This window comes from Streptomyces sp. NPDC059247 (assembly GCF_042754005.1).
GTDB lineage: Bacteria > Actinomycetota > Actinomycetes > Streptomycetales > Streptomycetaceae > Streptomyces.
Map to the genome: position 1 here is coordinate 281,361 of NZ_JBHYZW010000002.1, position 26,104 is coordinate 307,464.

Consider the following 26,104-nt stretch of genomic DNA (forward strand, 5'->3'; position numbering starts at 1 on the left):
GGAGCTGACAAGTCGCCCCGGACCTACGGACCGAGCCGGACCCACCAGTCCAGCCGGACCCACCAGTCCAGCCGGACCCACAGGTCCAGCCGGAGCCACCAGACCCATCAGTCCCATCAGCCCAGACCCACCAGTCCCACCGGTCCAGCCAGACCCACAAGCTCCGTCAGATCCCTGTGCCCTGCCAGATCCGCAAGCCCCGTGAGATGCGTCGGCCTCAGCGGCGCTCGTCGTGTTCGTCGGCCTCTTCGGCCGCGGCGACGGCATCCGCCCCGGTCTCCGCCTCCGGGTCGAGGGAAGCCACCTTGCCGTCCACCGACGACAGGACGGTGCCCTCGTCCACCTCGGTGGGAGCGGGCGGTTCGACCAGCCAGTCGGGGTTGGCCTGCTTGTCCCAGCACTTCCAGGCGGCGAACGCGCCGCCGACCAGGAGCCCCAGGACCACCAGGCTCTTGGTGAGGCGTCCGGCCCTGGCCCGGCGCTCGTGTTTCCGTACGATCCTCTGGACGTCCCCCGGCGTCACCTGACCGCGCAGCGCGGCCCAGGCGGCGGTGGAACGCGACCCGGCCTCCTCCAGGACGGGACCGGTCGCGGCGACCGCGTGCTCGACGCGGGGAACGGTGTAGTCGGCCGCCTGTCGCGCGGCCAGGCGGGTCTTGACCGCCGCACGGTGTGCGGCCGCGTCGACCCGCGGCGGTACATGCGGTGCGACGTACGCGTCGTACCGCGCACGAGCCTGCTCCCGGGCCACGCACGCGGCCTTCGAGACCTTCGGCGCGAGCAGCACGCGCGCTTCGTGCGCGTAGTGCGCGGCCTGGTCCTTCGCCGTGCCTGCGTACGGCGCCACCACTTCCGCGGCGTGCAGAACGTTCTCCTTCGCCGAACCTGTGGCGGCGCGCACGCTGTCCATGCGGGTCACGGGATTCCTCCTCCTCGGTGGTGATGTCGCCCGCTGGCGATGTCGGTTTTTCACCTTTCCATCCTTTTCGGAATCATGCCCGCCGGAGCGAGGTCCGGCATGTGGGGCGGGCATCCGGGTCATGCGAGGATCGGACACGCCAGAGACAGGCGTGACATGACACGGCCCGGCCGTGGCAGAACACGACACGACGTGGACGGAAGGCGACCGTGGCCGAGCAGCTGTACGCGATCATCAAGACCAGCCAGGGGGACATCGAGGTCCGGCTGATGCCGTTCCACGCCCCGAAGACCGTCCGGAACTTCGTCGAACTCGCCTCCGGCGAGCGCGAGTGGACCCACCCCGCGACCGGCAAGGTCTCCTCCGACCCGCTGTACGACGGCACGGTCTTCCACCGGGTCATCGAGGGGTTCATGATCCAGGGCGGCGACCCGCTCGGTGACGGCACCGGCGACCCGGGGTACTCCTTCGCCGACGAGTTCCACCCGGAGCTGTTCTTCGACCGGCCCTATCTGCTGGCCATGGCCAACGCGGGACCGGGCACCAACGGCTCGCAGTTCTTCGTCACCGTCGCCCCCGCGACCTGGCTGAACCGCAAGCACACCATCTTCGGCGAGGTCGTGGACAAGGAGAGCCGCAAGGTCGTCGACGCCGTCGTGGCCCTGCCGACCGACCCGCACACCGAGCGCCCGCTCCAGGACGTGGTCGTCGACACCGTGGTGATCGAGAAGCGCTGAGCCGGAAGGGACGGGAACCCCGTATGGATCCGAAGCCCTCCACGGACCCGCAGGCCGGTCCGGCGCGCTGCTACCGCCACCCGGAGGCCGAGACCGGCATCCGCTGCACCCGCTGCGACAAGCCGATCTGCACCGCGTGCATGGTCTCCGCCGCCGTCGGCTTCCAGTGCCCCGACTGCGTGCGCGGCGGCTCCGGTACCGGCCACTCCGCCGACGCCAACCGCCCGAGGACGCTCGCGGGCGGCCGGATCGAGGGCGACGGACGGTTCGTCACCAAGATCCTCATCGGGATCAACCTCGCCGTCTACCTCGCGGTCCTCGTCTTCGGCGACCGGCTGGTGGACCGGCTGGTGCTCATCGGGCACGCGTACAACCCGTTCCTCGGCGAGGTCGTCGGGGTCGCGGACGGCGAGTGGTACCGGCTGCTCACCTCGGCCTTCCTCCACCAGGAGGTCTGGCACATCCTCTTCAACGTGATGGGCCTGTGGGTGATCGGCGGGATCGTCGAGCCCGAACTGGGCCGGGTCCGGTTCGCCGCGCTGTGCCTGCTCTCCGGGCTCTCCGGCTCGGCGCTCGCCTATCTCGTCGCCGCGCCCAACCAGCCGTCGCTCGGTGCCTCCGGCGTCGTCTACGGGCTCATCGGCGCCTGGGTGGTGCTGGCCCGCAGGCGTCGGCACGACATGCGTCCGGTGATCCTCTTCGTGGCGCTCTCGCTCCTCGTGACTTTCACCCGTCCGGGGATCTCCTGGGAGGCGCACGTCGGTGGTCTGGTCGCGGGCCTCCTGGTGACGTACGCCCTCGTGCACGCGCCCCGGGCCCGCCGTGACCTCGTGCAGTACGGGGCCTGCGGCCTGGTCCTGCTGATCGACCTGGGGATCGTGCTGGCCCGTTCGGCGGCGCTCACCTGAGTGCGGAGGGCTCTGGATGAGCTTTTCGACGAGCTTTCCCCAGAGTTATCCACAGTGCGTGGCGGGTTGTCCCCGCTGGGTGGGGAAACGCAGCGCCCCTCGCCTCTGACCTGGGGTTTTCCCGGGGAGGCGAGGGGCGTCACTCGTTCGAGCGAGGGTGATTCCGGTCATACCGGCGTCAACTTGGCGCGAGTTATCCACAGATCTTCTGAAGTTATCCAGTGCTGTGCACAACGCTGTGGATAAGCTCAGGGGAGAACTTGACGAGCGGCCGTCGGAGCGGTCCGGTCGTCGTCCCCCCGTACGGCACCGCTCGGGCGGACCGGTGCCGTACGGGGGTGCGATGCCGTACGACGAGGGCGCGGTGCCGTACGACGGCGGGGCGGGCCCGCTACTTCCACTGGGTGGAGACGCCGAACCCGGCCGCGATGAAGCCGAAGCCCACCACGATGTTCCAGTTCCGGATCGACTCGATCGGCATCGAACCGTCGGTGACGTAGAAGACCACGATCCACACCAGACCGATGGCGAACAGCGCCAGCATCACCGGCGCCACCCAGCTGCGGTTCGTCAGCTTGATGTTGGTCGCCTGCTTCGCGGGCGGAGGCGTGAAGTCGGCCTTCTTGCGGATACGTGACTTCGGCACGAGGGACTCTCCTGTCGATGCGCTGCGTGACCGCGCAGGGAACTGTGGCTGGCGCCGGGATGTGACGAAGGAGGACGTCTGCGTCCCCCAGGCGTCCGTTAGCGTAGTGGTTCCGCGGCACCGAAGGGGATCAGGGTACGTTGAGCAATTCCATCGGTACTCCCGAAGGACCCGGCCGCACCGCCCGATGGCGGCCCGTCCGGGCCCTCACCCTCGCCGTTTTCGCCCTCGCCGGACTGATCTTCGTCACCAGCTTCAACACCGCCAAGGGCACCAACATCCGCACCGACGCCTCGCTGCTGCGCCTCTCCGACCTGATCGAGGAACGCAGCCACAAGAACGAGGGCCTCGACGAGACCGCCGCCGCCCTGCGCGCCGAGGTCGACTCCCTCGCCGCCCGCGACGACGGCTCGACCCGCGCCGAGGACGAGAAGCTCGCCGCCCTGGAGGCGGACGCGGGCACCACCGAGATCTCCGGCTCCGGCCTCACCGTCACCCTCGACGACGCCCCGCCGAACGCCCAGGCCGCCCCCGGCTACCCCGAACCGCAGGCCAACGACCTCGTCATCCACCAGCAGGACCTCCAGGCCGTCGTCAACGCCCTGTGGCAGGGCGGCGCCGAGGGCATCCGGGTCATGGACCAGCGGCTCATCTCCACCAGCGCCGTCCGCTGCGTCGGCAACACCCTGATCCTCCAGGGCCGCGTCTACTCGCCCCCGTACAAGATCACCGCCGTCGGGAACCGGGGGAAGCTGAGCGAGGCGCTCACCGAGTCCGAGGCGATCAAGAAGTACAAGCTGTACGTGAAGGCCTACGGGCTCGGCTGGAAAGTCGACGAGCACAAGGCGATGACTCTGCCCGGCTACTCGGGCACAGTGGACCTCCACCAGGCCGAGCCGGTGAGCTGACCCACGACCCGCCCCCGGCCCTGTGCGGCGCGGTGCGGTGCGGGCGGGAAGAGCGGGAGGGCGCGTGCGGCTCGTCGTACGGACCTTCAGCGAGCTGTGCCTCACCGTCGGCACCCTGATCGTCCTCTTCGTCGTGTACGTCCTGTACTGGACCGGCGTCCAGGCCCGGGGCGCGGGCGGCGAGCAGATCGACACCCTCCAGCGCCAGTGGGCCGCCGCCCCCGCGACCGCTCCCGCCGCCCCCGGGAGACCGTCCCCCGCCGCGCAGCCACCCCCCTACGCCCCCGGCAAGGGCCTCGCCGTCATGTACGTGCCCCGGCTCGGCGCGGACTGGAAGTGGCCCGTCCTCGAAGGCACCGGCCCGGACGTCCTGCGCAAGGGCCTCGGCCACTACGCGGCCACCGCCCGCCTCGGCGCGACCGGCAACTTCGCCGTCGCCGGACACCGCCGCACCCACGGGGACCCCTTCAAGGACTTCCCCCGGCTGCGCCCCGGCGACGCGGTGGTCCTCACCGACGGGACGACCTGGTTCACGTACCGGATCGACCGGGGCCCCTACCGGACCGTCCCCACCGACGTCGGCGTCGTCGACCCCGTGCCCCGGAAGTCGGGACACCGGGGCCCCGGCCGCTACCTCACCCTCACCACCTGCGACCCCGAGTGGGGCAGCAGCCACCGGCTCGTCGTCTGGGCCCACCTCGACGCCACCCGCCCGGTCGCCGACGGTCTTCCGAGGGCTTTGGACAGCTGACCCCCCTGCGGCCCCCTCGCCCCGTACTCTGGTGCCCGTAACGAACGGAAGGGGCGGTCGACGTCATGTACGGCTGGATCTGGCGGCATCTGCCGGGCAACGCGTGGGTGCGGGCGCTGCTCTCGGTCGTGCTGGTCCTCGCGATCGTCTACGCCCTCTTCCAGTACGTGTTCCCCTGGGCGGAGCCCCTGCTTCCGTTCAACGATGTGACGGTGGACGGCCAGTGAACGCGCGCATTCTCGTCGTCGACAACTACGACAGCTTCGTCTTCAACCTCGTCCAGTACCTGTACCAGCTCGGTGCCGAGTGCGAGGTCCTGCGCAACGACGAGGTCGGCCTGAGCCACGCCCAGGACGGCTTCGACGGCGTCCTGCTCTCGCCGGGACCCGGCGCGCCCGAACAGGCCGGCATCTGCGTCGACATGGTCCGGCACTGCGCGGACACCGGGGTGCCCGTCTTCGGCGTCTGCCTCGGGATGCAGTCGATGGCCGTCGCGTACGGCGGGGTCGTCGACCGGGCGCCCGAGCTGCTGCACGGCAAGACCTCCCCCGTCGTCCACGAGGGCCGGGGCGTCTTCACCGGGTTGCCGTCGCCGTTCACCGCGACCCGCTACCACTCACTGGCCGCCGAACCCACCGCCCTCCCCGCCGAGCTCGAAGTCACCGCGCGCACCGAGGACGGCATCATCATGGGCCTCCGCCACCGCGAACTGGCCGTCGAGGGAGTCCAGTTCCACCCGGAGTCCGTCCTCACCGAGCACGGGCACCTGATGCTGGCGAACTGGCTGGAACAGTGCGGCGACACGGGGGCGGTCGAGCGGTCGGCGGGGCTCGCGCCGGTGGTGGGCAAGGCCGTCGCGTGACGACGGGCTCTCCGTGGTTCCGGGCGCCGGACGAGCCCGGCCCCGAGCCGATACCCCCGGACCCCTACGGGTCACCCGCACCCGGCTACGGGCGGAATCCCGCACCGGACCACGCCCACACACCCCCGCGCGGCTACGGCGAAGCCCCCCCGCGGGGATACGGGGAAGCGCCCCCCCAGGGCTACGGCGTCCTGCCCGCGCGGGGCCACGGAGAAGCGCCCGCACCCGAGGCCCCCTACGGGAACCCCTACGAGGAGCCCTACACGCCCCCGTACGAGGTGCCCGAGGCGCCCGAGCCCTCCCGGGTCCCGCTCGACGCCACGGCGCCCCTGCGGGCCGTGGAGCCCCTTCCCGGGCCCGGCCGTGCCGAGCGGCGCAGGGCCGCCAAGGGAGGCCGCGCCAGGAACCGCAAGGCCGGTCCCGCCGAGACCCGCCCCCCGGCCGGGGCTCCGGCCGCCGCCGCCCCCGGTCGGCCCCTCTCCCGCGTCGAGGCCCGCCGCGCCGCCCGCGCCGCCAAGGAGAGCGTCGGCGTCGTCGCCAGCCGGGTCGTCGGCGAACTCTTCATCACCTTCGGCGTCGTCATGCTGCTCTTCGTCACCTACCAGCTGTGGTGGACCAACGTCCTCGCCGGGCAGGAGACCGACCGGGCCAAGGAGCAGATCGAGGACACCTGGTCCAGGGGCGGCGAAGGGGCCGCCGAACCGGACGCCTTCGAACCCGGCCAGGGCTTCGCCATCATGTACATCCCCAAGCTGGACGTCGTCGTCCCCGTCGCCGAGGGCATCGACAAGGCCAAGGTCCTCGACAAGGGCATGGTCGGCCACTACGGCGAGGGCGGCCTCAAGACGGCCATGCCCTCCGACAAGCAGGGCAACTTCGCCGTCGCGGGCCACCGCAACACCCACGGCGAACCCTTCCGGTACATCAACCGGCTGGAGCCCGGCGACCCCATCGTCGTCGAGACCCGGAACACGTACTACACCTACGAGATGGCGAGCATCCTCCCGCAGACCTCGCCCTCGAACGTCGCCGTCATCGACCCCGTGCCGAAGGCCTCCGGCTTCACCGGGCCCGGCCGGTACATCACGCTGACCACCTGCACCCCCGAGTTCACCAGCACGTACCGGATGATCGTGTGGGGCAAGCTGGTCGAGGAGCGCCCGCGGAGCAAGGGCAAGCCCCCGGCGCTCGTAGGCTGAGACCGCACACCTCCTCCGTACGGGACGACAGGACGACCTAGTGGCACGCGTGCGCAACCGGATCGCCGGGATCATCAGCGTCTTCGGCGAACTCCTCATCACGGCGGGCCTGGTGCTCGGCCTCTTCGTCGTCTACTCCCTGTGGTGGACCAACGTCCTCGCCGACCGCGCCGCCGACCAGGACGGCGCCCAGGTCCGCGACAGCTGGGCCGACGGACCCGGGGCGCTCGACACCAAGGACGGCATCGGCTTCCTCCATGTGCCCGCCATGAAGAACGGCGAGGTCCTGGTCAAGCGGGGCACCGGCAGCGACGTCCTCAACCACGGCGTCGCCGGGTACTACACCGATCCCGTCAAGTCCGCGCTCCCGCAGGACGAGCGGGGCAACTTCACGCTCGCCGCCCACCGCGACGGACACGGCGCCAAGTTCCACAACATCCACAAGTTGAAGAACGGCGACCCGATCGTGTTCGAGACCAGGGACACCTGGTTCGTCTACAAGGTCTACAAGACCCTGCCGGAGACCACGAAGTACAACGTGGACGTCCTCCAGCCGGTGCCCCGCGAGTCCGGGAAGACCAAGCCCGGCCGGTACATCACGCTCACCACCTGCACCCCGATGTACACCTCCGACTACCGGTACATCGTCTGGGGCGAGCTGGAGCGCACGGAGAAGGTCGACCGCGACCGCACCCCTCCGGCCGAACTCCGCTGACCTGATCAGCGGGTCATCGGGCAGGACATCAGGGCAGGACATCAGGGCAGGGCATCGGGCAGGGCATGAGGAAGGGCCCCGGCGTCCTGACGGATACCGGGGCCCTTCCTCATGTCACGCCGTCACGCTCGCGGGCGTCAGCCGAACCAGCCGCCGTCACCGGGGTTGTCCCCGTTGCCGCTGTCGCCGCCGTTCCCGTTGCCGTTCCCACCGATGGTGAACACGGTCACCGTGTCACCGGTGTTGGCCATCTGCCCCGCACCCGGCAGCGAGTTGATCACCGTGGCGTTCTCGTCGGTCGAACCCTGCTGCTGGACGACCAGACCCAGGCCCTCCAACTGCTGCTTGACGTCCTTGAACTTCTTGCCGCCGATGTCACCGGGGATCTGGACCTGCGTCTGCTGCGGCCCCTTCGAGACCCGGAGCTTGACCTCGGAGTTCTGGGCCGCGGGCGTGTTCCCCTCCGGGGACTGGCTCAGGACCTCGTCCTTGGGCTTGTCGTTGTCGACGTACTCCGTGACCACGGTGAAGCCCAGCCCCTTGAGCTGCTGCTCCGCCTGCGCCAGCGGGTTGCCGACCACCAGCGGGACCGTCTTCTGCTTCTGCTTCGAGACGGTGATCGTCACCTCGGAGTTCTTCTCCGCCTTGGTGCCGCCGTCGGGGTTCTGGCGCAGGACCGAGCCGGGTTCCTCGTCGGACTCCTCCTGCTCGACCTTCACCTTGAAGCCCTTGGCCTTCAGCGACTCCTCGGCCCGCGCCTGCGACTGCTCGACGACGTCCGGGACCTCCAGGAGGGGCGCGCCCTCGGAGACGTACACCTGGATCGTGCCGCCGACGTCCATCTTCGCGGTGCCGTCCGCGGCCGGGTTCTGCCGGCAGATGGCGCCCTTGGGCTGGTCGCAGCGCTCGGTGCCGGCCTCGACGACCTTCACCTTGGCGTTCTCCTCGGTCGACTTCGCCTGCGCGAGGGTCTGGCCGACGAACTGCGGCACGGTGAGCTGCTGGGGGCGGTCGTTGTTGTTGAACAGGGAGACGCCGATGAAGATCGCGCCGACCAGCACCAGGACACCCGCGAGCGCCAGGAAGATCGTCGACGCGCTGGACTTCTTCGGGCCGCCCCGGCGCCGGTCCGGACGGTCGTCGTAACCGCCGTAGCCCCCGTAACCGCCGTCGTCCGGGCCGATCGGGGGCATCATCGACGTCTGGCCCGCCGGGTCGGCCTGGCGCAGCGCCGTCGTCGGCTGGTCCTCCGGCGGGTAGCCGCCGTAGCCCCCGCCGTACGGGGGCGTGCCCGCCATGCCCATCCCCATGCCCATCGCGGCGGCCGCCGCGACCGGCTGCCCGTCGAGGCACGCCTCGATGTCCGCGCGCATCTCGTCGGCGGACTGGTACCGGTAGTCGGGGTCCTTGACCAGCGCCTTGAGGACGATGGCGTCCATCTCGGGCGTGATCTCGGGGTCGAAGTTGCTCGGCGGCTGCGGCTCCTCGCGGACGTGCTGGTACGCGACCGCGACCGGGGAGTCGCCGATGAACGGGGGCCGGACGCTGAGCAGCTCGTAGAGCAGACAGCCCGCGGAGTACAGGTCGGAGCGGGCGTCGACCTGCTCGCCCTTGGCCTGCTCGGGGGAGAGGTACTGGGCGGTGCCGATCACCGCGGCGGTCTGCGTCATCGTCATGCCCGCGTCGCCCATGGCGCGCGCGATGCCGAAGTCCATGACCTTGACCTGGCCGGTGCGCGTCAGCATGACGTTCGCCGGTTTGATGTCACGGTGCACGATGCCCGCGCGGTGCGAGTACTCCAGGGCCTGGAGGATGCCGACCGTCATTTCGAGGGTGCGCTCGGGCAGCAGCTTCCGCCCGGAGTGCAGCAGCTCGCGCAGGGTCGACCCGTCGACGTACTCCATCACGATGTACGGGATGGAGACCCCGTCGACGTAGTCCTCGCCGGTGTCGTAGACCGCGACGATCGCCGGATGGTTCAGCGAGGCGGCGGACTGTGCCTCACGGCGGAACCGGGCCTGGAAGGACGGATCGCGGGCCAGGTCGGCCCGCAGCGTCTTCACGGCGACGGTGCGGCCGAGCCGGGTGTCCTGACCGAGGTAGACCTCGGCCATGCCACCGCGGCCGAGCACCGAGCCCAGCTCGTACCGGCCGCCGAGGCGACGCGGCTCTTCCATAGCTAATCCAGCCCTCTCCGTCTGTCCCGACCGCACCCTGGGGTGGTCCGGCGGTGTGTGCTGTTCGCGCATACGCTACCGGCCCCGGGCGGGCCTTCCGCCGGGGACCGGTACCTGATACCCGACCGGTACATGCGCGCGATCAGCCCCGGGTCTTCAGGACCGCCTTCATGACGGCCTTCGCGATCGGGGCCGCGAGACCGCCACCGCTGATGTCCTCGCGGCTCGTGCCCGCCGAGTCCTCGACGATGACGGCGACCGCGACGGGGGAGCCCTCGGCGGTCTTCGCGTAGGAGATGAACCAGGCGTACGGGCGCTCCGCGTTCTTCTCGCCGTGCTGGGCCGTACCCGTCTTGCCGCCGACCTTCACACCGTCCATCTTCAGGTCGGCGTTGCCGCCGGTGCCCTTGGTGACGACGTTCTCCATCATCCGCTGGAGCAGCTGGGCGTTCTGCGGGGAGACCGGCCGGCTCATCTCCTTGGGCTCGGTCTGCTTGATGACGTCGAGGTTCGGGGCGCGCAGCTGGTCGATCATGTACGGCTGCATCAGCTTGCCGTCGTTGGCGATGGCCGCCGTGACCATCGCCATCTGGAGCGGGGTGGTCGCGGTGTTGAACTGGCCGATCGAGGAGAGCGCGTTGCCGCCGCGGTCGGCCTTCTTGTCGTAGACCGAGGAGGAGGAGCGGACCGGGGTGAACTGCTCGGCGTTGAAGCCGAACTTCTCGGCCGTCTCCACCATCTTGTCGCGGCCGACGTCGTCGCCGAGCTTGGCGAAGACCGAGTTGCAGGAGACTTCGAGGGCCCGGTTGAGGCTGGCGTTGGCGCAGCCCCCGGAGTGGTTGACCATCTCCACCTTGGAGAGGGGGAGCTTCCAGCCGTCGGGCGTGTCGGTCGGCGCGTCGATGTTGGTGACCTCGCCGTTCTCCAGGGCGGCGGCGGCGGTGACGACCTTGAAGACGGAACCGGGCGGGTAGACCTCGCGGATCGCCCGGTTCAGCTTCGGCTTGTTCTTGTCCTTCTCCAGCGCCACCCACGCCTTCTCGTCCTTGCCGGAGTAGCCGGCGAAGGCGGTGGGGTCGTACGAGGGGGTGGACGCCATCGCGAGGATCTTGCCGGTCTTCGGGTCGATGGCGACGACGGCGCCGGTCTTCTTGCCGAGTCCCTCGAAGGCGGCCTTCTGCGCGGCACTGTTCAGGGTGGTGACGACGTCGCCGCCCTTCTTCTTCTCGCCGGTGAACATGGCGAGGGTGCGGTCGAAGAAGAGCCGGTCGTCGTTGCCGGTGAGGATGCCGTCCTCGATCTTCTCGATCTGGTTGGCGTCGTACGCCTGCGAGGCGTAGCCGGTGACCGGGGCCCACATCGGGCCGTCGGCGTAGGTGCGCTTGAACCTGTAGTACGGGTCCTTGGAGTCCACGGAGCCGGTGATCGGCTTGCCGTCGACGACGATGTTGCCGCGCTCGTTCGCGTAGCGCTCGATCCGGACCCGGGTGTTCTTGGGATGTGCGTTCAGCTCGTCGGCGCGGACGAACTGGAGCCAGTTGTCGCGCAGGAGCAGGGCGAGGACGAGCAGGCCGCAGAAGATCGCGACCCGGCGCAGCGGCTTGTTCACGGACGGACCACCTGGGTCATCTCGGCGTCGGGGGACGGGGCGGGCGCGGGCGCGGGGCGCCGTGCGGTGTCGCTGATCCGGATCAGGATGCCGATCAGGGCCCAGTTGGCGATCACGGAGGAGCCGCCGTACGCGAGGAACGGCATCGTCATGCCGGTGAGCGGGATGAGGCCCATCACACCGCCCGCGACGACGAAGATCTGGAGCGCGAAGGCGCCGGAGAGGCCCATCGCGAGCAGCTTGCCGAAGGGGTCGCGGGCGGCGAGGGCGGTGCGGACACCGCGCTCGATGATCAGCCCGTAGAGGAGCAGGAAGACCATCACACCGGTGAGTCCGAGTTCCTCGCCGACGGTGGCGAAGATGAAGTCGGAGTTCGCGGCGAAGCCGATGAGGTCCGAGTTGCCCTGGCCGAGACCGGTGCCGAGGATGCCGCCGGAGCCGAAGGACATCAGCACCTGTGACATCTGGTCACAGGCGTACGCCATGTTGCTGTCCGGAGGGGCCGTCTTCAGGCACTCGAAGGGGTCGAGCCAGGCGGCCACGCGGGACTGCACGTGGCTGGCGAACGAGCTGACGAGGACCGCGCCGCCCGCCGCCATCAGCAGACCCATGACGATCCAGCTGGTCCGCTCCGTCGCCACGTACAGCATGATCACGAACATGCCGAAGAACAGCAGCGAGGTGCCCAGGTCGTTCTCGAAGACCAGGATGAGGAGGCTGACCGCCCAGATCGTCAGGATCGGGCCGAGGTCACGGCCGCGCGGCAGGTAGAGCCCCATGAAACGGCGGCTGGCCAGGGCCAGCGCGTCCCGCTTCACCATCAGGTACCCGGAGAAGAACACCGCGAGGACCAGCTTGGCGAACTCGCCGGGCTGGATCGAGAACCCGGCGACGTTGATCCAGATCTTGGCGCCGAAGACGTCCGTGCCGAGGCCGGGGACGAGCGGCAGCAGCAGCAGGACGAGCGAGACCGCCATCGAGATGTACGTGTAGCGCTGCAGGACGCGGTGGTCCTTCAGGAGCAGCAGCACGCCGACGAACATGGCGATGCCGATCGCCGAGTACATCATCTGACTGGGGGCGTCCGGGCTGAACGTGCCGTACCGGCGCATGGAGGTGGCGATCAGCCGAGGCGACTGGTCGAGGCGCCAGATCAGCACCAGGCCCATGCCGTTGAGCAGGGTCGCCAGCGGCAGCAGCAGCGGGTCCGCGTACGGCGCCCACTTCCGCACCACCAGGTGCGCGACCCCGGCGAGCAGGGCCAGGCCGAGCCCGTACCCGAGCATTCCTGCCGGGACCCTGCCGTCGATCGCCAGGCCCACGTTGAGGTACGCGAACACCGGGATGACGACGGCGAACGCGAGCAGCGCCAGCTCGGTGTTGCGGCGGCTCGGTGCCTCGATCGCGCCGATCGTGGTCGTGTTGGTGACAACGCTCATGGTGGTGAAAGGCCCCCTACGGGTGCTTACTGCTTGCCGCAGTTCGAGGCCAGCTTCTGCTCCTCAGCGGTGAGCGAGGGACCCGGCGACGGAGCGGCTGTGGTGGGCTTGGATTCGGGGGTGCCGGTGGCGTCCGGCTTCGGCGTGGCGGCGGCCCGGTCGGCGGTCTTCTCGGCGGCGGCCCGGCGCTGCTCGGCCTTCTTGCAGGCCGAGGCCTGCAGGGCCAGCTCGGAGATCTTCGTCTCGGCCTTGCCGAGGCTGCCGCCCGCGATCGTGTCCTCGACCTGCTTCCGCTGGTAGGCGGGGAGGTACTTGAGTTCGATCTCGGGATGGTCCTTCTCGACCTTCGACAGCGAGACCCACGCCAGGTCCTGGCTGATGCCCTGGTAGAGGGCCACGTGCTGGTCCTTGGACCCGACGAAGTACTGCTTCTGCGTCCAGCGCCAGCCGCCGTAGAGACCGCCGCCGACGAGCGCCAGCACGAGGAGGAGGTAGAAGGAGCGCAGCAGCCACTTGCGGCCGGTCCGCGGCTTCACGAAGTCGTCGTCCGTGTACGACTCGAAGGAACCCTGCGGGGGCATCCCGCCGTAGCCGTGGCCGTCGCCGCTGCCGGGCGGGCCGAAACCGCCCGCGGGCGGCTGCTGGTGCGGGGCCCGGCGGCCCAGCCCGGAGGCGCGGCCCGCCGGGGTCTGCATCGCCCCGCCGTCGTTCAGCTGGGCCTGGTTCTCGGCGACCGCGCCCACGATGACCGGGGTGTCGCTGAGGTGGCCGGCGAGGGTGTCGCCGCCGTCGACGTCCAGGACGTCGGCGACGATCACCGTGATGTTGTCGGGGCCGCCGCCGCGCAGCGCGAGCTGGATCAGCTCCTGCACGGTCTCCTGCGGACCCTGGTAGCTGGCGAGGGTGTCCTCGAGGGTCTGGTGCGAGACGACGCCCGACAGACCGTCCGAGCAGATCAGATAGCGGTCGCCGGCCCGGACCTCGCGGATCGACAGATCGGGCTCGACGTGGTCGCCGCTGCCGAGCGCCCGCATGAGGAGCGAACGCTGCGGGTGGGTCGTCGCCTCCTCCTCGGTGATCCGGCCCTCGTCGACCAGCCGCTGCACCCAGGTGTGGTCCTGGGTGATCTGGGTCAGCAGACCGTCGCGCAGGAGATACGCGCGGGAGTCGCCGACGTGCACCAGACCGAGCCGCTGACCGGTCCACAGCAGGGCGGTGAGCGTGGTGCCCATGCCCTCCAGCTGCGGGTCCTCCTCGACCATCATCCGGAGCTGGTCGTTGGCGCGCTGCACCGCCGTGCCCAGCGAGGTGAGGATGTCGGAGCCCGGGACGTCGTCGTCGAGGGTGACGAGCGTGGAGATCACCTCGGAGGAGGCGACCTCACCGGCGGCCTGGCCGCCCATGCCGTCGGCGATGGCGAGGAGCCGGGGCCCGGCGTAGCCCGAGTCCTCGTTCCCCTCGCGGATCATGCCCTTGTGCGAGCCCGCGGCGAATCGCAGGGACAGACTCATGCGCACCTGCCCTGTGGAAGCCGCATCGGGGTACAGCCGGTCTCGACCCACACTGCCCACCCTCCGGTCGATCCGGTCACGCCGGTCGCTCCAGTCGCTCCAGTCGCTCCGGTCGCTCCGGGCGTTTCGGTCGCTCCGGTCAGGAGCGCGGAACGGCCTCCGGAAGGGCCCGTCCCGACTCGCTCGCTCCGCTGCCGCCTATTCATGATGTGGCACTACTTCCGCAGCTCGATGACGGTCTTGCCGATGCGGATCGGCGCGCCCAGCGGAATCGGGGTCGCGGTGGTGAGACGGCTCCGGTCGAGATACGTGCCGTTGGTGGACCCGAGGTCCTCCACGATCCACTGGCCGTCCCGGTCCGGGTAGATCCTGGCGTGCCTGCTGGAGGCGTAGTCGTCGTCGAGGACGATCGTCGAGTCGTGCGCCCGGCCCAGCGTGATCGTCTGGCCCTGGAGGGCGACGGTCGTGCCGGTGAGGGTGCCTTCGGAGACGACCAGCTTGGTCGGGGCGCCACGGCGCTGCCGCCCGCCGCCCGTGCTCTGCTGGCCGCGCTGCTGTGGTGGCGCGGCGGTCTGCCGCGCCTGCTGCTGCTGCGGTCGCGCCTCCTGGCGCCGCGAACCGCGCTGGGTGACCCGCGTACCGAAGAGGTCGCTGCGGATGACCTGGACGGCCACGATGACGAACAGCCACAGAACGGCCAGGAAACCCAACCGCATGACCGTCAGGGTCAGCTCTGACATTGCCCCCGCTTCACCCTTCGGCTTGCCGGTAAACGATGGTGGTGCTGCCCACGACGATCCGCGAGCCGTCGCGGAGCGTAGCGCGGGTGGTGTGCTGCCCGTCCACCACGATGCCGTTGGTGGATCCCAGATCCTGGATCGTCGAGGGCGTTCCGGTCCGGATCTCGCAGTGCCGGCGGGAGACGCCGGGATCGTCGATCCTCACGTCCGCGTCGGTGCTGCGGCCGAGGACCAGGGTCGGGCGGGAGATCTGGTGGCGGGTGCCGTTGATCTCGATCCAGCGGCGCGTCTGGGCGCCCGCGCCACCTTGCGCGGCGGGGCCGGGGGGCCCTGCCGACGGCCGGTGGCCGGGGGCGCCGGGAGGCGGGGAGGCGGGCATCGGCGGGGCGGCGGCCGGGGGGTACCCGTAGCCGCCCCGGCCCTGCGCCGGGCCCTGCTGCTGGTGGGGCTGGTGGGAGGGCTGTCCGCCCACGGGCGGCTGCGGCTGGGACGTGCTCGACGCCAGCGTGCGGCTGCGGACGCGGTACAGACCGGTGTCGAGGTCTTCGGCCTTCTCCAGATTGACCTTGATCGGGCCCATGAAGGTGTACCGCTGCTGCTTCGCGTAGTCCCTGACCAGGCCCGCGAGCTCGTCGCCGAGCTGGCCCGAGTAGGGGCTGAGGCGCTCGTAGTCCGGCGCGCTCAGTTCCACGATGAAGTCGTTGGGGACGACGGTCCGCTCGCGGTTCCAGATCTGCGCGTTGTTGTCGCACTCGCGCTGGAGCGCGCCCGCGATCTCCACCGGCTGGACCTCGGACTTGAAGACCTTGGCGAAGGTGCCGTTGACCAGACCTTCGAGACGCTGCTCGAAACGCTTCATGACTCCCATGGGGCACCTCCTCCGTCGTTGTCGTCCTGGTACTGCTTACTGATCGTATCCACGCGTCGGGAAATCGGCTGGTTCCCCTTCCCCGCCCTGTGGACGAGTGTCACCTCTCACAGGCTTTCCCCAGGGATCGTAGAGGTGGCCTGTGGACAGTGTCCCGCACGCGGCTGTGGGCGGACGGCGAGAGGGCCCTCCGGGCGGTGTCCGGGACGGTCGCTCCGGAAGTCTCCGGGGGGTCCTGAGGGGTCTCGGGGGGTTCCCGGACGGTCTTCGGACGTCTCCCGGGTGGGTCCTGGAGCGGGTCCGGGGGTGGTCCTGGGGTGGTTCCGGGGGTGGTTCCGGGAGGTCCTGGGACGGTCCGTCCGCTTCCTCCTCCGGTACTCCTCCGTCACTGTGGCCTCCTCTCCCTCTTCACCTTGTTCTGCGCGAGCCCAGCCGAAACAACGGATGTGAATCCACGGCCTGCGACGTGCTAATCTTCAGATGTCGCCAGGCGATCACACCGAAAGGTGAGGGAGCCCGGAGCACACCCAATGCGCGGGTGGCGGAATAGGCAGACGCGCTGGATTCAGGTTCCAGTGCCCGAAAGGGCGTGGGGGTTCAACTCCCCCCTCGCGCACAGATGAAGCGGTCGGCATCGTGATCACGATGCCGACCGCTTCTTTTTGCCCGTCGGCCGGGTGCCGGTTTGTTCGTCCTTGCTTTTGTCCGGCTCTCCCTCGCTCCTTGCTTCCGGCTTCCGGCTTCCGGTTTTCTTCTCCGGTCCGGTCCGGCCGACTCGTCCGGTTCGATCGTTTCGAGCGGTCCGTCGGATCCGGCTGGTCCGCCCACGGGCCCTGGCCGCCGGACAGGCCCGGCCCGCTCGGCGTTGTGAGATAGCACTCAGGCCGCCGGAGGCCGTCTCCGCGAACGGAGACGGCCCGCCGGATGAACCCGGCGGGCCGTCGAGGAGAAGCGTCACCGGACACCGGTGGCGCCTCCGGTCACTTGAGGTAGACGAGACCGTCGGTGGTGACGGCGGGCCGTCCGGTGGTGCCGACCACGACGATCTTCACGGTGTGCTTGGCGCTGGTGGCCCAGGTCCTGGTCCAGAGCGCGTCGCGGTACTTGGTGGTGGACGACTTCAGGTCGACCGTGGCGGCCTTCACTCCGTCGACGTAGACGTGGGCCTGGCCGGACGTGGCCGCGCGGGAGACGGTCCAGGCCGCCGACCGTCCGGTGAACGTCCACGTCAGGGACGCGTTCTTGGCCGAGCTGGTGAGGGACTTGCCACCGAGGTAACTGGTGGACGACTTGGCCGTCCAGGTGCCGGTCTTGGCGGCTGCCGTCTCCTGGAGGATCACCGGGGTGCCCGACACGGAAGCGGCGGCGGTGTTGCCCGCCCGGTCGTACGCGGTCATGTTCCAGGCCGTCGCGGCGCCGGACTTGGCGGTGTGGGCGGCGCTGGTGACGGTGGGCCCGTAGACCGAGGCGAGCGGCGCCGTCAGCCGTACTTCCCTCAGCGCGTTGCTGTCGGCGGCCTTCCAGCTCAGGGTGACCGGGACGGCGGTGGTGTTCACGGTCCCGGTACGCAGGGCCAGTGCGGGCTTGGTGGTGAAGGTGGGCGCGGTGGTCTCCACGATCACGGTCGCCGCCGGGCCGGTGATCTGCTTGCCGGAGATGTGGGTGGCCCGTACGGCCACGGTGTGGGTGCCGCGCGCCAGGGTGGCCCCGGCCGAGGTCGCGTTCCCCGCGGCGGTGCCGACGGGCTTGCCGTCGACGAGCAGCTCGTACTGCTTGATCAGGGCGGCGGGCGTGGGGTTCGCCCAGTTCACCGTGATCGCGGCCTTGGTGTAGTACGTCGTGCCGGACGCGTTCGCGCCGGTGATCGACTTGACGGCCGGTGCGGTGCCGGGCCCGGCGGCCCAGCTCCGGACGGTGCCGAGCTGATCGTAGAAGGCGTTGCCGGGGCACTGGGTGTTGAAGCCGTCGCGGTGGCCGTGGATGACGGGGAACGGGAGCTGGGCGCCCTTGGCCCAGGACTTCCGGAAGTAGTTGGTCCCCGCGTCACCCGCGGTGAGGGTGGTGGTGCCCGCCGGGTCGACGCCGTACTGGCCCAGCTTCCACGCGGCGATCCGGGCGACCGAGGTCATCGCCTCCGGCGAGGGAGCGGCGTCGGTGTAGGTGCCCAGGACGGAGATGCCGGTGGTCTCGCTGTTGAAGCCGTAGGCGTGGGCGCCCTGGACGGGCTGGTCCACCCCGCCCTTGCGGCCCTCGTAGACCACACCGCACTTGTCGACGAGGAAGTTGTAGCCGATGTCCTTCCAGCCGAGCTGTTTGACGTGGTACGCGTAGATGCCGCGGACCACCTTCGGGGCGTCGGCGCAGGTGTAGGCGTTGGACTCGGCGGTGTGGTGGACCACGACCGCCTTGATCCGGCCACCGGCCAGATAGCCCGGGTCCTCCGGACTGATCGACTCGTCCGCGCCCCAGCCCGCCCGTGAGGTGATCGGCGGCCGGGGGGCCGTCGACGGCCTCGGGGGCGCGGTGGTGGGCGCGGTGGACGTCGGGCTCGCCGTCGTGGACGGGGAGGTCGACGTGGACGGTGAGGTGGACGGGGACGTCGTCGTGGACGGCGAGGCGGACGAGGGCGACGCGGAGGGCGTGCCGGTCGTCGGCGTCGGGGCGGTGGTCGTGGGCGCGCCCGTCGTCGGCGCGGTGGACGGCGTACCGGTGGTGGAGGCGTCGGGCGTCGGCGTTCCGTCCGGTGCCGGGGTCGTGGACTCCGTGCCCGGGGCGGTGGGTTCCGTGGTGGACTCCAGGGCGAACGCCGCCGGGGCCATGCCCCGCACACCGCCGGTGCCGGGGTCGACCATGTCCAGGCGCAGCCCTGCGGGCAGTCCGGCGGAGGACTTTCCGGCGGACTTTCCGGCCGAGGTGACGCGGACCTCGACGCCGTCGGACGGACCCACCCAGGCGGGTTCGGTGCCACCTCGGGCGGCACCGCTCTCGCCCTGGCCGCTGTCGTCCGCCAGCCGCAGCCAGCCGGACCAGGTCCCGGATCCAGTGGCCCGGGTCCGCACCTCGACCGTGCCGCCCACGCGCGCGCGTGGATCGGTCCAGGTCACGCCCACCATGCTGAACGGCGCGGTGTCCCCCTGCTGGAGGGACGCGCTGCGGCTGTCCGCGCTCGTCGCCAGCTGTGCGGTGCGTTCCCGGGTGCTCACGGGACCGGCCGCTCCGCCGTCCTGCCCGGCGGGCGGCTCGCCGCTGCCGTTCACCCCCTGGAACACCAGCGCCCCGGCCAGCACCGCGACCGCCGTGGCGGCCGTACCCCATATTCGACGCCGCTTCACGCAGCCCGCCCTTCGAGAACATCGCGGAGGGCACGCGGTAGATCGACACGCGTGCCGCAGGTGATGTACGTGGTGATGTACGCGATGACGTACGTGGGGAAAGGTACAGGCCTGGTACGGCAGGTCTGTCGGCCACCGTCGGCCCGGGTGGGCGCGGTGCTTCGGGTGGGGCGGTACGAAGCGGACGGCCCGGAACAGGTCGGTCGGTACGGGGTCCGGTGATCGCGAACCGGGGGTGTGGGCCTGGCGCATTCGAGCGGGGCGGTTCGGGAGGGTCGTCCGGGGTGACTCGGAGTGGTCCGGGCTGGTCCGGGCTGGTTTTGTTCGGGCGGTTTGTGCTGGTTTAGGTCGGGCTGATTCATGCCGCTTCATACTGGTTCGAGTCGTCCGGGCTGATCGTCGTATCGCCGATCTTCGGCTTGGAGTGTCCGACGGGCTTCTCGGGTGGGAGGAGGGCTCCTCCATCGAGACTTTTGTCGCCGCAGGGCGCGACGAAAGGAGGAAGCCGGGTGAGGGGTCCGCTGCCTAGGGTGCGAGCGTGGAAGCTATGTCGAAATCGGAGAAGCACGGCTCGCCGGGGCCGGGGCCGGAGGCCTTGGCCGTGGCTGGGTGCGGGGAGCCGGCCGGGCCGAGCCTTGGCGGGGGCTCCGGTCCCGGCCGGGCCCTCCGGCCGGGGCGGGGCGCCGGGGTCGTGGGCGCGCTCGCCGCCGCGTGGGCGTGGTTCGCCGCGCCGGGGCAGTGGTCGGGGCGCAGGACCACCGGCGAGCTGGCGCTCGCCGCCGTCGTCGCGCTGCTCGGTGCCGGGACCGAGGAGATCCTCGGCGGCGAGGGCTGGCGGCTGGCCGCCGTCGCCGCCGGTTCCGCCGTGCTCTCCCTGACCCGGCGCCGGCTCCCCACGAGCGTGCTGGTCGTGTCCGCCGGGCTCGCGCCCTTCATACCGGGCCTCGGCCCCCTGCTGCTGGTGGTGGGCTGGTCGTCGGGACGGTACGTGGTGGGCGCCGGGCGCGCCCTCGCCGCGTTCATCGCGGCCTTCGTGCTGAACGTCGGCGGAACGCTCCTGAACGCCTGGGACTCGCAGCGGGTGCTCACGCTCGCCTTCATGGCGGCCCTCTTCTACCTGGGCACCATCCTGGCGCCGGGCCTCGCGCACCGTTACTGGACCCAGCGCCGGACCCTGCTGCACGCGCTCCAGGAGCACAACGCGCAACTGCTGCGGGAGCGTTCCATGGTGGTCTGGCAGGCGCGGCAGCGGGAGCGGCAGCGCATCGCCCACGACATGCACGACAGCCTCGGCCACCAACTGGCCCTGATCGCCGTGCACACGGGGGCACTGGAGGTCGACCGGGAGCTCGGCGACCGGCAGCGCGAGGTGGTCGGCGTCCTGCGGAACGCGTCGGTGACGGCGATGCACGAGCTGCGCGAGGTCGTCGGAATACTCCGGGACGGCAGCGGCGTCTCGGGCGACGCGGCGGTGACCACGCTGGCCGGGGACGAGACCGGCAGGGCCACGCGGGGCATCGCGGGCATCGAGGGCCTTGTCGAGTCGGCACGGGCCGCCGGGACCGAGGTGGGCCTGCGACGGTCGGGGGAGGCACGCTCGCTGGAACCGGCCGCCGACCACGCCGCGTACAGGATCGTGCAGGAGGCGCTGACGAACGCCTACAAGTACGCCCCGGGCACCCCGATCGGTGTCGAACTCCGCTACGAGCCAGACACTTTCGTCGTCGAGGTCGTCAACGAACGGCCCACGGAAGGCCCGTCGAAGGACGTGGTGAGCGGTGGCCAGGGTCTGACCGGCCTCGCGGAGCGGGCGCGTCTGGTCGGCGGCATGTGCCATGCGGGCCCGGCCGACGGGGGCGGGTTCCGGGTCGCGGGAATGCTGCCGTACGGGGCCGCGCCGATCGCCGAAGCGGCGCCTTTGGTCGATGCGGCCGACGACTTCCGGCAGCAGACCACGAGGCCCCTGGTGGGCGATGGTCGTCCGGTCGTGGTCGGACCGGCCGACTGGACGTTCACGGAGCGGGAGCTCGCTATGGCGGTGCATGGGGGCAGGGGCAGAAGCACGGGCGGTTCGGTCGCGCTGGGGTGCGGGATAGCGTTCGCCGCGGTGGTGCTCCTCGTCGTCGCGGCGGGCTTCGGCCTCTACTTCCTGGTGGGCTCCATGAAGGAAGGCATGATCGATCCCGAGGAGTACGACGTGGTGAAGGTCGGGATGGCCGAGACGAAGGTCCGGGACATGCTGCCCTCGGGCGACACGATCACCACGGCCGGACTCTCCGGCAAGGGCCCTGCCCGGCCGGAGGGCGCGGAGTGCCTGGTACTCATGTCCTCGATGGTCAGCGACGACTTCAACAAGGAGCCCGTCTTCCGGTTCTGTTTCAAGGACGGCAAGCTGATCGAGAAGAAGTCGTACGAGATCGAGTCGCGGTAGGACGGGACCGCTCGTACCGGAGCGCGGGGGAACAGCTGTGGCAGGCCAGCCCATCAGGGTCGTGATCGCCGACGACGAGCCTCTGATCAGGGCCGGGATCAGGATGATCCTCAACTCGGACCAGGAGATCGAGGTCGTCGGCGAGGCCGCCGACGGGCGGCAGGCGATCGAGCAGGCCCGCGCGCACGCGGCCGACGTGGTGCTGCTCGACATCCAGATGCCGGTGCTCGACGGGCTCTCGGCACTGCCCGAGCTGCGCCGGGCGGCCCCGGCGGCCAGGGTGATCGTCCTGACGACGTTCGGCGAGCGGGAGAACGTACTGCGGGCGCTGGAGCACGGCGGGTCGGGGTTCCTGCTCAAGGACACGGCGCCCGCGGAGCTGATCCGCGCGGTACGGGCTGCCGCCTCGGGGGACGCCTATCTGTCCCCGGCGGCGACCCGGCACGTGGTGGAGCGGCTGGCCTCCAGCCGTGAGGCGTCCCGCGCCGAGGAGGCGCGGGGCCGGGTGGCGGGCCTGAGCGAGAAGGAGCGCGGAGTGCTGGCGCTGCTCGGCGAGGGTCTGTCCAACGCGGACGCGGGACGACGGCTGCACATGAGCGAGGCGACGGTGAAGACATACGTGAGCCGCATCCTGTCCAAGCTGGGCTGTGAGAACCGGGTCCAGGCCGCTCTCCTCGCCAGGGACGCGGGGCTGTAGGGACGGGCCGGTGGGGATTCGGCCGGGTGCCGGTGCCGGGTGCGAGGCGTCAGGTGCCGGGTGTCTGGTACGGGCTTCGGGGCGGGCGCGGTTGTGGGTGCTGGGTGCGGGCCCTGGATGTTGGGTCCTGGATCGAGTGGGTACGGGTGCCGGGCGCGGCTTCGGACCAGGTGAGGGTGCGGTTCCTTCCGGTTGCGGAGGGTGGTCCCTTCCGGTGCGAGGCTGGGTGGTGGGGGTGGTCCTGCCTGTTCTGCGATCCCGGCCGGGTGGTGGCGTGGTGGCGAGTCCGTGGCGGGGCGAGCGGTGTGGAATGGGCTGCTCCCAGGGTTTTCCACAGGCTGGCATCGCCTTCGTCCCGACGTTTTCCACAGGGGGAGACGGCCGCTGAGGCACGGCGGTAACGTCGGCGCCGGATGATGTTGGAGTTCGCATCGGGGGAGGACATGCCATGGACGTGATCCAGGCCGTGGTGCCGGGACAGCGCGGTACCGAAGGCGACGGGGACGGCGCTCGTATCCCGCACGTCCCGGGCTTCGCTCGACGCGGGGCAGCCGGTGCCACCTCTCCCAGGACTATGGGCAAGGAACTCCGCGACCGCGTCCCCCGCTCCGCGCACAGCCGTCCGGCCCTCGCCGCCGACCGCCCGGACGCCGTCCGTGCCGTCGAGGAGTCGAACCTGGGCCGTGTTCCCGACCTCGCCCCCATCAGGGTCGGCCGCATGGCGGCAAGCCCCTTCACCTTCCTCAGGGGCTCCGCGGGGCTCATGGCCCACGACCTGGCCGACACCCCGGTCACCGGTATCGCCGCCCAGCTCTGCGGCGACGCCCACGCCGCCAACTTCGGCCTCTACGGTGACGCCCGGGGCCAACTCGTCATGGACCTCAACGACTTCGACGAAACCGTCGTCGGACCCTGGGAATGGGACCTGAAGAGGCTCGCCACCTCCCTCGTCCTCGCCGGACGCGAGGTCGGCGCCGACGAGGACGTCTGCCGCGCCGCGGCCTTCGACACCGTAGGCGCCTACCGGCGCACCATGCGCCTGCTCTCCCGTCTCCCCGCCCTCGACTCCTGGAACGCGATAGCCGACGAGGAACTCGTCTCCCACACCGACGCCCGGGACCTCCTCGGCACCCTGGAACGGGTCTCCGCCAAGGCGCGCAACAACACCAGCGCCCGGTTCGCGGCCCGCTCCACCGAAGCCGTGACCGACGCCGAAGGCGGAGGCCGCAGATTCGTCGACGCGCCTCCGGTCCTCCGGCGGGTCCCCGACGCCGAGGCCGCAGCCGTCGCCGCCTCCCTCGGCGCCTACCTGGAGACCGTGTCCGAGGACCGTCTGCCGCTCCTCGCGCGGTACACCGTCCACGACGTCGCCTTCCGCGTCGTCGGCACCGGCAGCGTCGGCACCCGCTCCTACGTCGTCCTGCTCCTCGACCACCGGGGCGAACCCCTGGTCCTCCAGGTGAAGGAGGCCAGACCGTCCGCCCTGCTGCCCCACCTACCGACCGCGGGCTTCTCCGTGCCGGACGCGGGCCACGAGGGTCGTCGGGTGGTCCTCGGGCAGAAGAGGATGCAGGTCGTCAGCGACATCCTGCTCGGTTGGACCAGCGTCCAGGGGCGTCCCTTCCAGGTGCGCCAGTTCCGCAACCGCAAGGGCAGTGTCGACCCCGCCGCGCTCACGCCGGACCAGGTCGACGACTACGGCCGGATGACCGGCGCGCTGCTCGCCCGCGCCCATGCCCACAGCGCGGACCCGCGCCTGATATCCGGGTACTGCGGCAAGAACGAGGAGTTCGACGAAGCCGTCGCCGCCTTCGCCGTCTCCTACGCCGACCGCACCACGGCCGACCACACCGACCTGCTCACCGCCGTCCGAGCCGGCCGCATAGCGGCGGAACTCGGCGTCTGACCGGCACCACCACCGGCCGCCGTTCCCCTTATCCCTGTCCGACTGCCGACTGCCGACTGCCGACTGCCGACTGCCGACTGCCGACTGCCGCTGGGTGGTGGTCGCCGGGCGATGAGCGATGGCGCTGGGAGGGTTGTTGCCTGGCTGAGTGGCTTGCTCCCTGACTTCTGACTGGCTGAGCCGCCTGAGCCGTCTGACCGGTGACGACCGGATGGCAGTGCCTGACGTGCGAGGGCCTGGTGGTGACGACCGGGCTTGGCAGATGGGTGGCGGCACCGGAGGAAGCACTCGGAAGGCCGGGGCGAGGGGTGGCGGCTGAGCGAGGGCGGCGCGTACGGGCGGCGGCTGGACGGCCGCGAAGGGACGGCCGCGAAGGGGCGGCGGTGCGCGGAGTGTGGCGGCCGGAAGACGGCGGTCTGAAGGAGGCGCCCAGGCGGTGGCGAGGGGCGTCGGGGCTTGACCGCCGATGTCGGACCGGCGGCGGCAGTGCGCTGTGCGGGCTGGGCAGCGGTGGGAGGGGTGGAGGGGGTGGGGAGGGAGGGGGAGGGGAGGGGGGGAAGCCCCCCGGAGGCCCGTAGGCTGGGCCGGGACGAGCCGGAACGAGGACGTGGACGGGCGTGGACGTGAGCGTGCACCAGGGTGCGAACGAGGGCCCCGAGGCGGCCGGTGGCGGGCAGCCGGAGGCCGGGCGGTCTTCGGCCGAAGGGACCGGGGCGGGGTTCGAGCCCGGTTTTGAGCCTGGTTTCGAGTCCGGGTCCGAGCAGGGCGAACGGTCCGGGGACGGGTCCGGGGTTGATGCTGGGCTTGATCGGGCCGATCAGGATCAGGCCGAGTTCGGGGCCGGTGCGGACGAGCGTTCCGAGCCCGGGGCGCGGTCAGGGGTGGAGCCTGGGGCGGACGAGCGGTCCGAGGCCGGAGTCGGGCAGGACGAGCGGCCTGAGGCTCGGCTTGAGCGGGCTGTGCGGGTGGCCGAGCAGGCGCTGATCGAGTTCGAGATCGCTGTCGAGACCTTCCGTGTCGAGGTGGACAACTTCTCGCGGCTGCACCACCAGAAGCTCGGTCCGATGTATGCGCGGCTCGATGAGCTCGACGCGCGGATCGCGGAGGCGCGGGCCGCCCGTACCGGTGACCCCGAGGACGTACGGAAGGCCGAGGAGGCGCGGGCGGCGGTGCTGCCGATGCCCGGGGTCGAGGAGCTGTTCCACGACTGGATCGACTCGGACGGCCTGTCGCCCGAGGCCGCGGCGATGCTCACCGAAGGCCCGGTGCAGCCGCCCAAGCGGGTCCGGCCCAGCGACGAGGTCCGTAGGCTCTACAGGGACCTGGCGCGCAAGGCCCACCCGGACCTGGCCCGCGAGGAGGCCGAGCGCAAGCGCCGCGAGGAGTTCATCACCCGGGTGAACGCCGCCTACGCCCGTGGTGACGAGGCGCTGCTGCGCGAGTTGCTCGCCGAGTGGGAGGCCGGTCCGGCCCCGGCCGAGGAGCGGCTGAGCGAGAACGAGGAGCTGTACGCGCGTCTGGAGTGGCTGGCACAGCGCAAGGACCTGCTGTCGGCGCTGGCGCGTGAGCTGGAGGAGAGCGCGATCGGCGCGATGCTGCGGATGGCGCCGGACGACCCGGACCGTCTTCTGGAGGAGATCGCCGAGCAGCTGCTCGCGCAGGTCGCCGAGCGTGAGGGCGAGCTGGCGGGGCTGGTGCAGTAGGTTTTCGGGTGCGTCCGAGTTCCTTCGGGCGGTACTCACGAGAGAA

The 26,104-nt window shown here is 70.9% G+C and carries 21 protein-coding genes and 1 tRNA gene; 13 read left to right on the forward strand and 9 right to left on the reverse strand.

The window, feature by feature from the left end; all coding sequences use genetic code 11:
- Nucleotides 1-217: 217 nt before the first annotated feature.
- Nucleotides 218-919 carry a DUF5324 family protein gene (locus ACFXGN_RS05195; protein ID WP_384853648.1) on the reverse strand — a complete coding sequence of 234 codons (702 nt, stop codon included), beginning with the start codon at nucleotides 917-919 and terminating at the stop codon, nucleotides 218-220.
- A 209-nt stretch (nucleotides 920-1,128) separates the two neighbouring features.
- On the opposite strand from ACFXGN_RS05195, the gene ACFXGN_RS05200 reads away from it, so the two are divergent.
- Nucleotides 1,129-1,656, forward strand: coding sequence for a peptidylprolyl isomerase (locus ACFXGN_RS05200; protein ID WP_384853650.1), 528 nt, complete (start codon nucleotides 1,129-1,131; stop codon nucleotides 1,654-1,656).
- 23 nt (nucleotides 1,657-1,679) lie between these two features.
- The gene (locus ACFXGN_RS05205) at nucleotides 1,680-2,564 is read left to right on the forward strand and encodes a rhomboid family intramembrane serine protease (RefSeq protein ID WP_384853653.1); all 885 of its coding nucleotides are present in this window, start codon (nucleotides 1,680-1,682) and stop codon (nucleotides 2,562-2,564) included.
- A gap of 391 nt (nucleotides 2,565-2,955) precedes the next feature.
- Here ACFXGN_RS05205 and crgA read toward each other — a convergent pair whose 3' ends face one another.
- Nucleotides 2,956-3,210, reverse strand: a complete 255-nt coding sequence (gene crgA, locus ACFXGN_RS05210) for a cell division protein CrgA (RefSeq protein ID WP_306329356.1) — start codon at nucleotides 3,208-3,210, stop codon at nucleotides 2,956-2,958.
- A 140-nt stretch (nucleotides 3,211-3,350) separates the two neighbouring features.
- Here crgA and ACFXGN_RS05215 point away from each other — a divergent pair, with 140 nt between their 5' ends.
- The 6 genes from ACFXGN_RS05215 to ACFXGN_RS05240 all read left to right on the forward strand — a co-directional run bounded on the left by ACFXGN_RS05215 (nucleotide 3,351) and on the right by ACFXGN_RS05240 (nucleotide 7,645).
- Nucleotides 3,351-4,118: a DUF881 domain-containing protein gene (locus ACFXGN_RS05215; RefSeq protein WP_384853656.1), complete on the forward strand. Its 768-nt coding sequence runs from the start codon at nucleotides 3,351-3,353 to the stop codon at nucleotides 4,116-4,118.
- Nucleotides 4,119-4,182: 64 nt separating this feature from the next.
- The gene (locus ACFXGN_RS05220; RefSeq protein WP_384853658.1) at nucleotides 4,183-4,869 is read left to right on the forward strand and encodes a class E sortase; all 687 of its coding nucleotides are present in this window, start codon (nucleotides 4,183-4,185) and stop codon (nucleotides 4,867-4,869) included.
- A 65-nt stretch (nucleotides 4,870-4,934) separates the two neighbouring features.
- Nucleotides 4,935-5,096 (forward strand): hypothetical protein, encoded by a 162-nt coding sequence (locus ACFXGN_RS05225; RefSeq protein ID WP_351783356.1) that lies wholly within the window; start codon nucleotides 4,935-4,937, stop codon nucleotides 5,094-5,096.
- Nucleotides 5,093-5,731 carry an aminodeoxychorismate/anthranilate synthase component II gene (locus ACFXGN_RS05230; protein WP_384853661.1) on the forward strand — a complete coding sequence of 213 codons (639 nt, stop codon included), beginning with the start codon at nucleotides 5,093-5,095 and terminating at the stop codon, nucleotides 5,729-5,731. Before ACFXGN_RS05225 ends, ACFXGN_RS05230 begins: the two co-directional genes overlap by 4 nt.
- On the forward strand, nucleotides 5,728-6,930 hold the full coding sequence (locus ACFXGN_RS05235; RefSeq protein ID WP_384853664.1) for a class E sortase: 1,203 nt from the start codon (nucleotides 5,728-5,730) through the stop codon (nucleotides 6,928-6,930). Before ACFXGN_RS05230 ends, ACFXGN_RS05235 begins: the two co-directional genes overlap by 4 nt.
- A 40-nt stretch (nucleotides 6,931-6,970) precedes the next feature.
- The gene (locus tag ACFXGN_RS05240) at nucleotides 6,971-7,645 is read left to right on the forward strand and encodes a class E sortase (protein WP_384853667.1); all 675 of its coding nucleotides are present in this window, start codon (nucleotides 6,971-6,973) and stop codon (nucleotides 7,643-7,645) included.
- Between the two features lie 137 nt (nucleotides 7,646-7,782).
- Here the strand turns inward: ACFXGN_RS05240 and pknB are convergent, their stop codons facing one another.
- The 6 genes from pknB to ACFXGN_RS05270 all read right to left on the reverse strand — a co-directional run bounded on the left by pknB (nucleotide 7,783) and on the right by ACFXGN_RS05270 (nucleotide 15,989).
- The gene (pknB, locus tag ACFXGN_RS05245) at nucleotides 7,783-9,822 is read right to left on the reverse strand and encodes a Stk1 family PASTA domain-containing Ser/Thr kinase (RefSeq protein WP_384853669.1); all 2,040 of its coding nucleotides are present in this window, start codon (nucleotides 9,820-9,822) and stop codon (nucleotides 7,783-7,785) included.
- Nucleotides 9,823-9,964: 142 nt separating this feature from the next.
- A complete protein-coding gene (locus ACFXGN_RS05250) occupies nucleotides 9,965-11,431 on the reverse strand; it encodes a peptidoglycan D,D-transpeptidase FtsI family protein (RefSeq protein WP_384853671.1) in 1,467 nt (488 codons plus the stop codon).
- A complete protein-coding gene (locus ACFXGN_RS05255; protein ID WP_384853674.1) occupies nucleotides 11,428-12,870 on the reverse strand; it encodes an FtsW/RodA/SpoVE family cell cycle protein in 1,443 nt (480 codons plus the stop codon). Before ACFXGN_RS05255 ends, ACFXGN_RS05250 begins: the two co-directional genes overlap by 4 nt.
- Before the next feature lie 26 nt (nucleotides 12,871-12,896).
- On the reverse strand, nucleotides 12,897-14,381 hold the full coding sequence (locus ACFXGN_RS05260) for a Stp1/IreP family PP2C-type Ser/Thr phosphatase (RefSeq protein ID WP_384853677.1): 1,485 nt from the start codon (nucleotides 14,379-14,381) through the stop codon (nucleotides 12,897-12,899).
- Nucleotides 14,382-14,596: 215 nt separating this feature from the next.
- Nucleotides 14,597-15,121 carry an FHA domain-containing protein gene (locus ACFXGN_RS05265; RefSeq protein ID WP_384853679.1) on the reverse strand — a complete coding sequence of 175 codons (525 nt, stop codon included), beginning with the start codon at nucleotides 15,119-15,121 and terminating at the stop codon, nucleotides 14,597-14,599.
- 10 nt (nucleotides 15,122-15,131) lie between these two features.
- Nucleotides 15,132-15,989: an FhaA domain-containing protein gene (locus ACFXGN_RS05270; RefSeq protein ID WP_384853682.1), complete on the reverse strand. Its 858-nt coding sequence runs from the start codon at nucleotides 15,987-15,989 to the stop codon at nucleotides 15,132-15,134.
- A gap of 532 nt (nucleotides 15,990-16,521) precedes the next feature.
- On the opposite strand from ACFXGN_RS05270, the gene ACFXGN_RS05275 reads away from it, so the two are divergent.
- Nucleotides 16,522-16,605, forward strand: a tRNA-Leu gene (locus ACFXGN_RS05275).
- A gap of 364 nt (nucleotides 16,606-16,969) precedes the next feature.
- On the opposite strand, the gene ACFXGN_RS05280 is transcribed toward ACFXGN_RS05275, so the two are convergent.
- On the reverse strand, nucleotides 16,970-19,102 hold the full coding sequence (locus tag ACFXGN_RS05280) for a peptidoglycan recognition protein (protein WP_384854506.1): 2,133 nt from the start codon (nucleotides 19,100-19,102) through the stop codon (nucleotides 16,970-16,972).
- Nucleotides 19,103-20,012: 910 nt separating this feature from the next.
- Between ACFXGN_RS05280 and ACFXGN_RS05285 the strand changes: the two genes are divergently transcribed.
- The 4 genes from ACFXGN_RS05285 to ACFXGN_RS05300 all read left to right on the forward strand — a co-directional run bounded on the left by ACFXGN_RS05285 (nucleotide 20,013) and on the right by ACFXGN_RS05300 (nucleotide 26,058).
- Nucleotides 20,013-21,752: a sensor histidine kinase gene (locus ACFXGN_RS05285; protein ID WP_384853685.1), complete on the forward strand. Its 1,740-nt coding sequence runs from the start codon at nucleotides 20,013-20,015 to the stop codon at nucleotides 21,750-21,752.
- Nucleotides 21,753-21,789: 37 nt separating this feature from the next.
- On the forward strand, nucleotides 21,790-22,449 hold the full coding sequence (locus ACFXGN_RS05290; protein WP_384853688.1) for a response regulator: 660 nt from the start codon (nucleotides 21,790-21,792) through the stop codon (nucleotides 22,447-22,449).
- Between the two features lie 448 nt (nucleotides 22,450-22,897).
- Nucleotides 22,898-24,355, forward strand: coding sequence for a DUF2252 domain-containing protein (locus ACFXGN_RS05295; protein WP_384853690.1), 1,458 nt, complete (start codon nucleotides 22,898-22,900; stop codon nucleotides 24,353-24,355).
- Nucleotides 24,356-25,236: 881 nt separating this feature from the next.
- Complete coding sequence (locus ACFXGN_RS05300) at nucleotides 25,237-26,058, forward strand: hypothetical protein (protein WP_384853693.1); 822 nt, start codon at nucleotides 25,237-25,239, stop codon at nucleotides 26,056-26,058.
- Nucleotides 26,059-26,104: the final 46 nt, after the last annotated feature.

What these genes read in the sequence shown, in the direction of transcription:
- ACFXGN_RS05205 (WP_384853653.1), top strand. Translation starts at nt 1,680, where the DNA reads ATGGATCCGAAGCCCTCCACGGACCCGCAGGCCGGTCCGGCGCGCTGC.
- ACFXGN_RS05225 (WP_351783356.1), top strand. Translation starts at nt 4,935, where the DNA reads ATGTACGGCTGGATCTGGCGGCATCTGCCGGGCAACGCGTGGGTGCGG.
- pknB (WP_384853669.1), bottom strand. Translation starts at nt 9,822, where the DNA reads ATGGAAGAGCCGCGTCGCCTCGGCGGCCGGTACGAGCTGGGCTCGGTG.
- ACFXGN_RS05255 (WP_384853674.1), bottom strand. Translation starts at nt 12,870, where the DNA reads ATGAGCGTTGTCACCAACACGACCACGATCGGCGCGATCGAGGCACCG.
- ACFXGN_RS05260 (WP_384853677.1), bottom strand. Translation starts at nt 14,381, where the DNA reads ATGAGTCTGTCCCTGCGATTCGCCGCGGGCTCGCACAAGGGCATGATC.
- ACFXGN_RS05265 (WP_384853679.1), bottom strand. Translation starts at nt 15,121, where the DNA reads ATGTCAGAGCTGACCCTGACGGTCATGCGGTTGGGTTTCCTGGCCGTT.
- ACFXGN_RS05270 (WP_384853682.1), bottom strand. Translation starts at nt 15,989, where the DNA reads ATGGGAGTCATGAAGCGTTTCGAGCAGCGTCTCGAAGGTCTGGTCAAC.
- ACFXGN_RS05280 (WP_384854506.1), bottom strand. Translation starts at nt 19,102, where the DNA reads ATGGTGGGCGTGACCTGGACCGATCCACGCGCGCGCGTGGGCGGCACG.
- ACFXGN_RS05295 (WP_384853690.1), top strand. Translation starts at nt 22,898, where the DNA reads ATGGACGTGATCCAGGCCGTGGTGCCGGGACAGCGCGGTACCGAAGGC.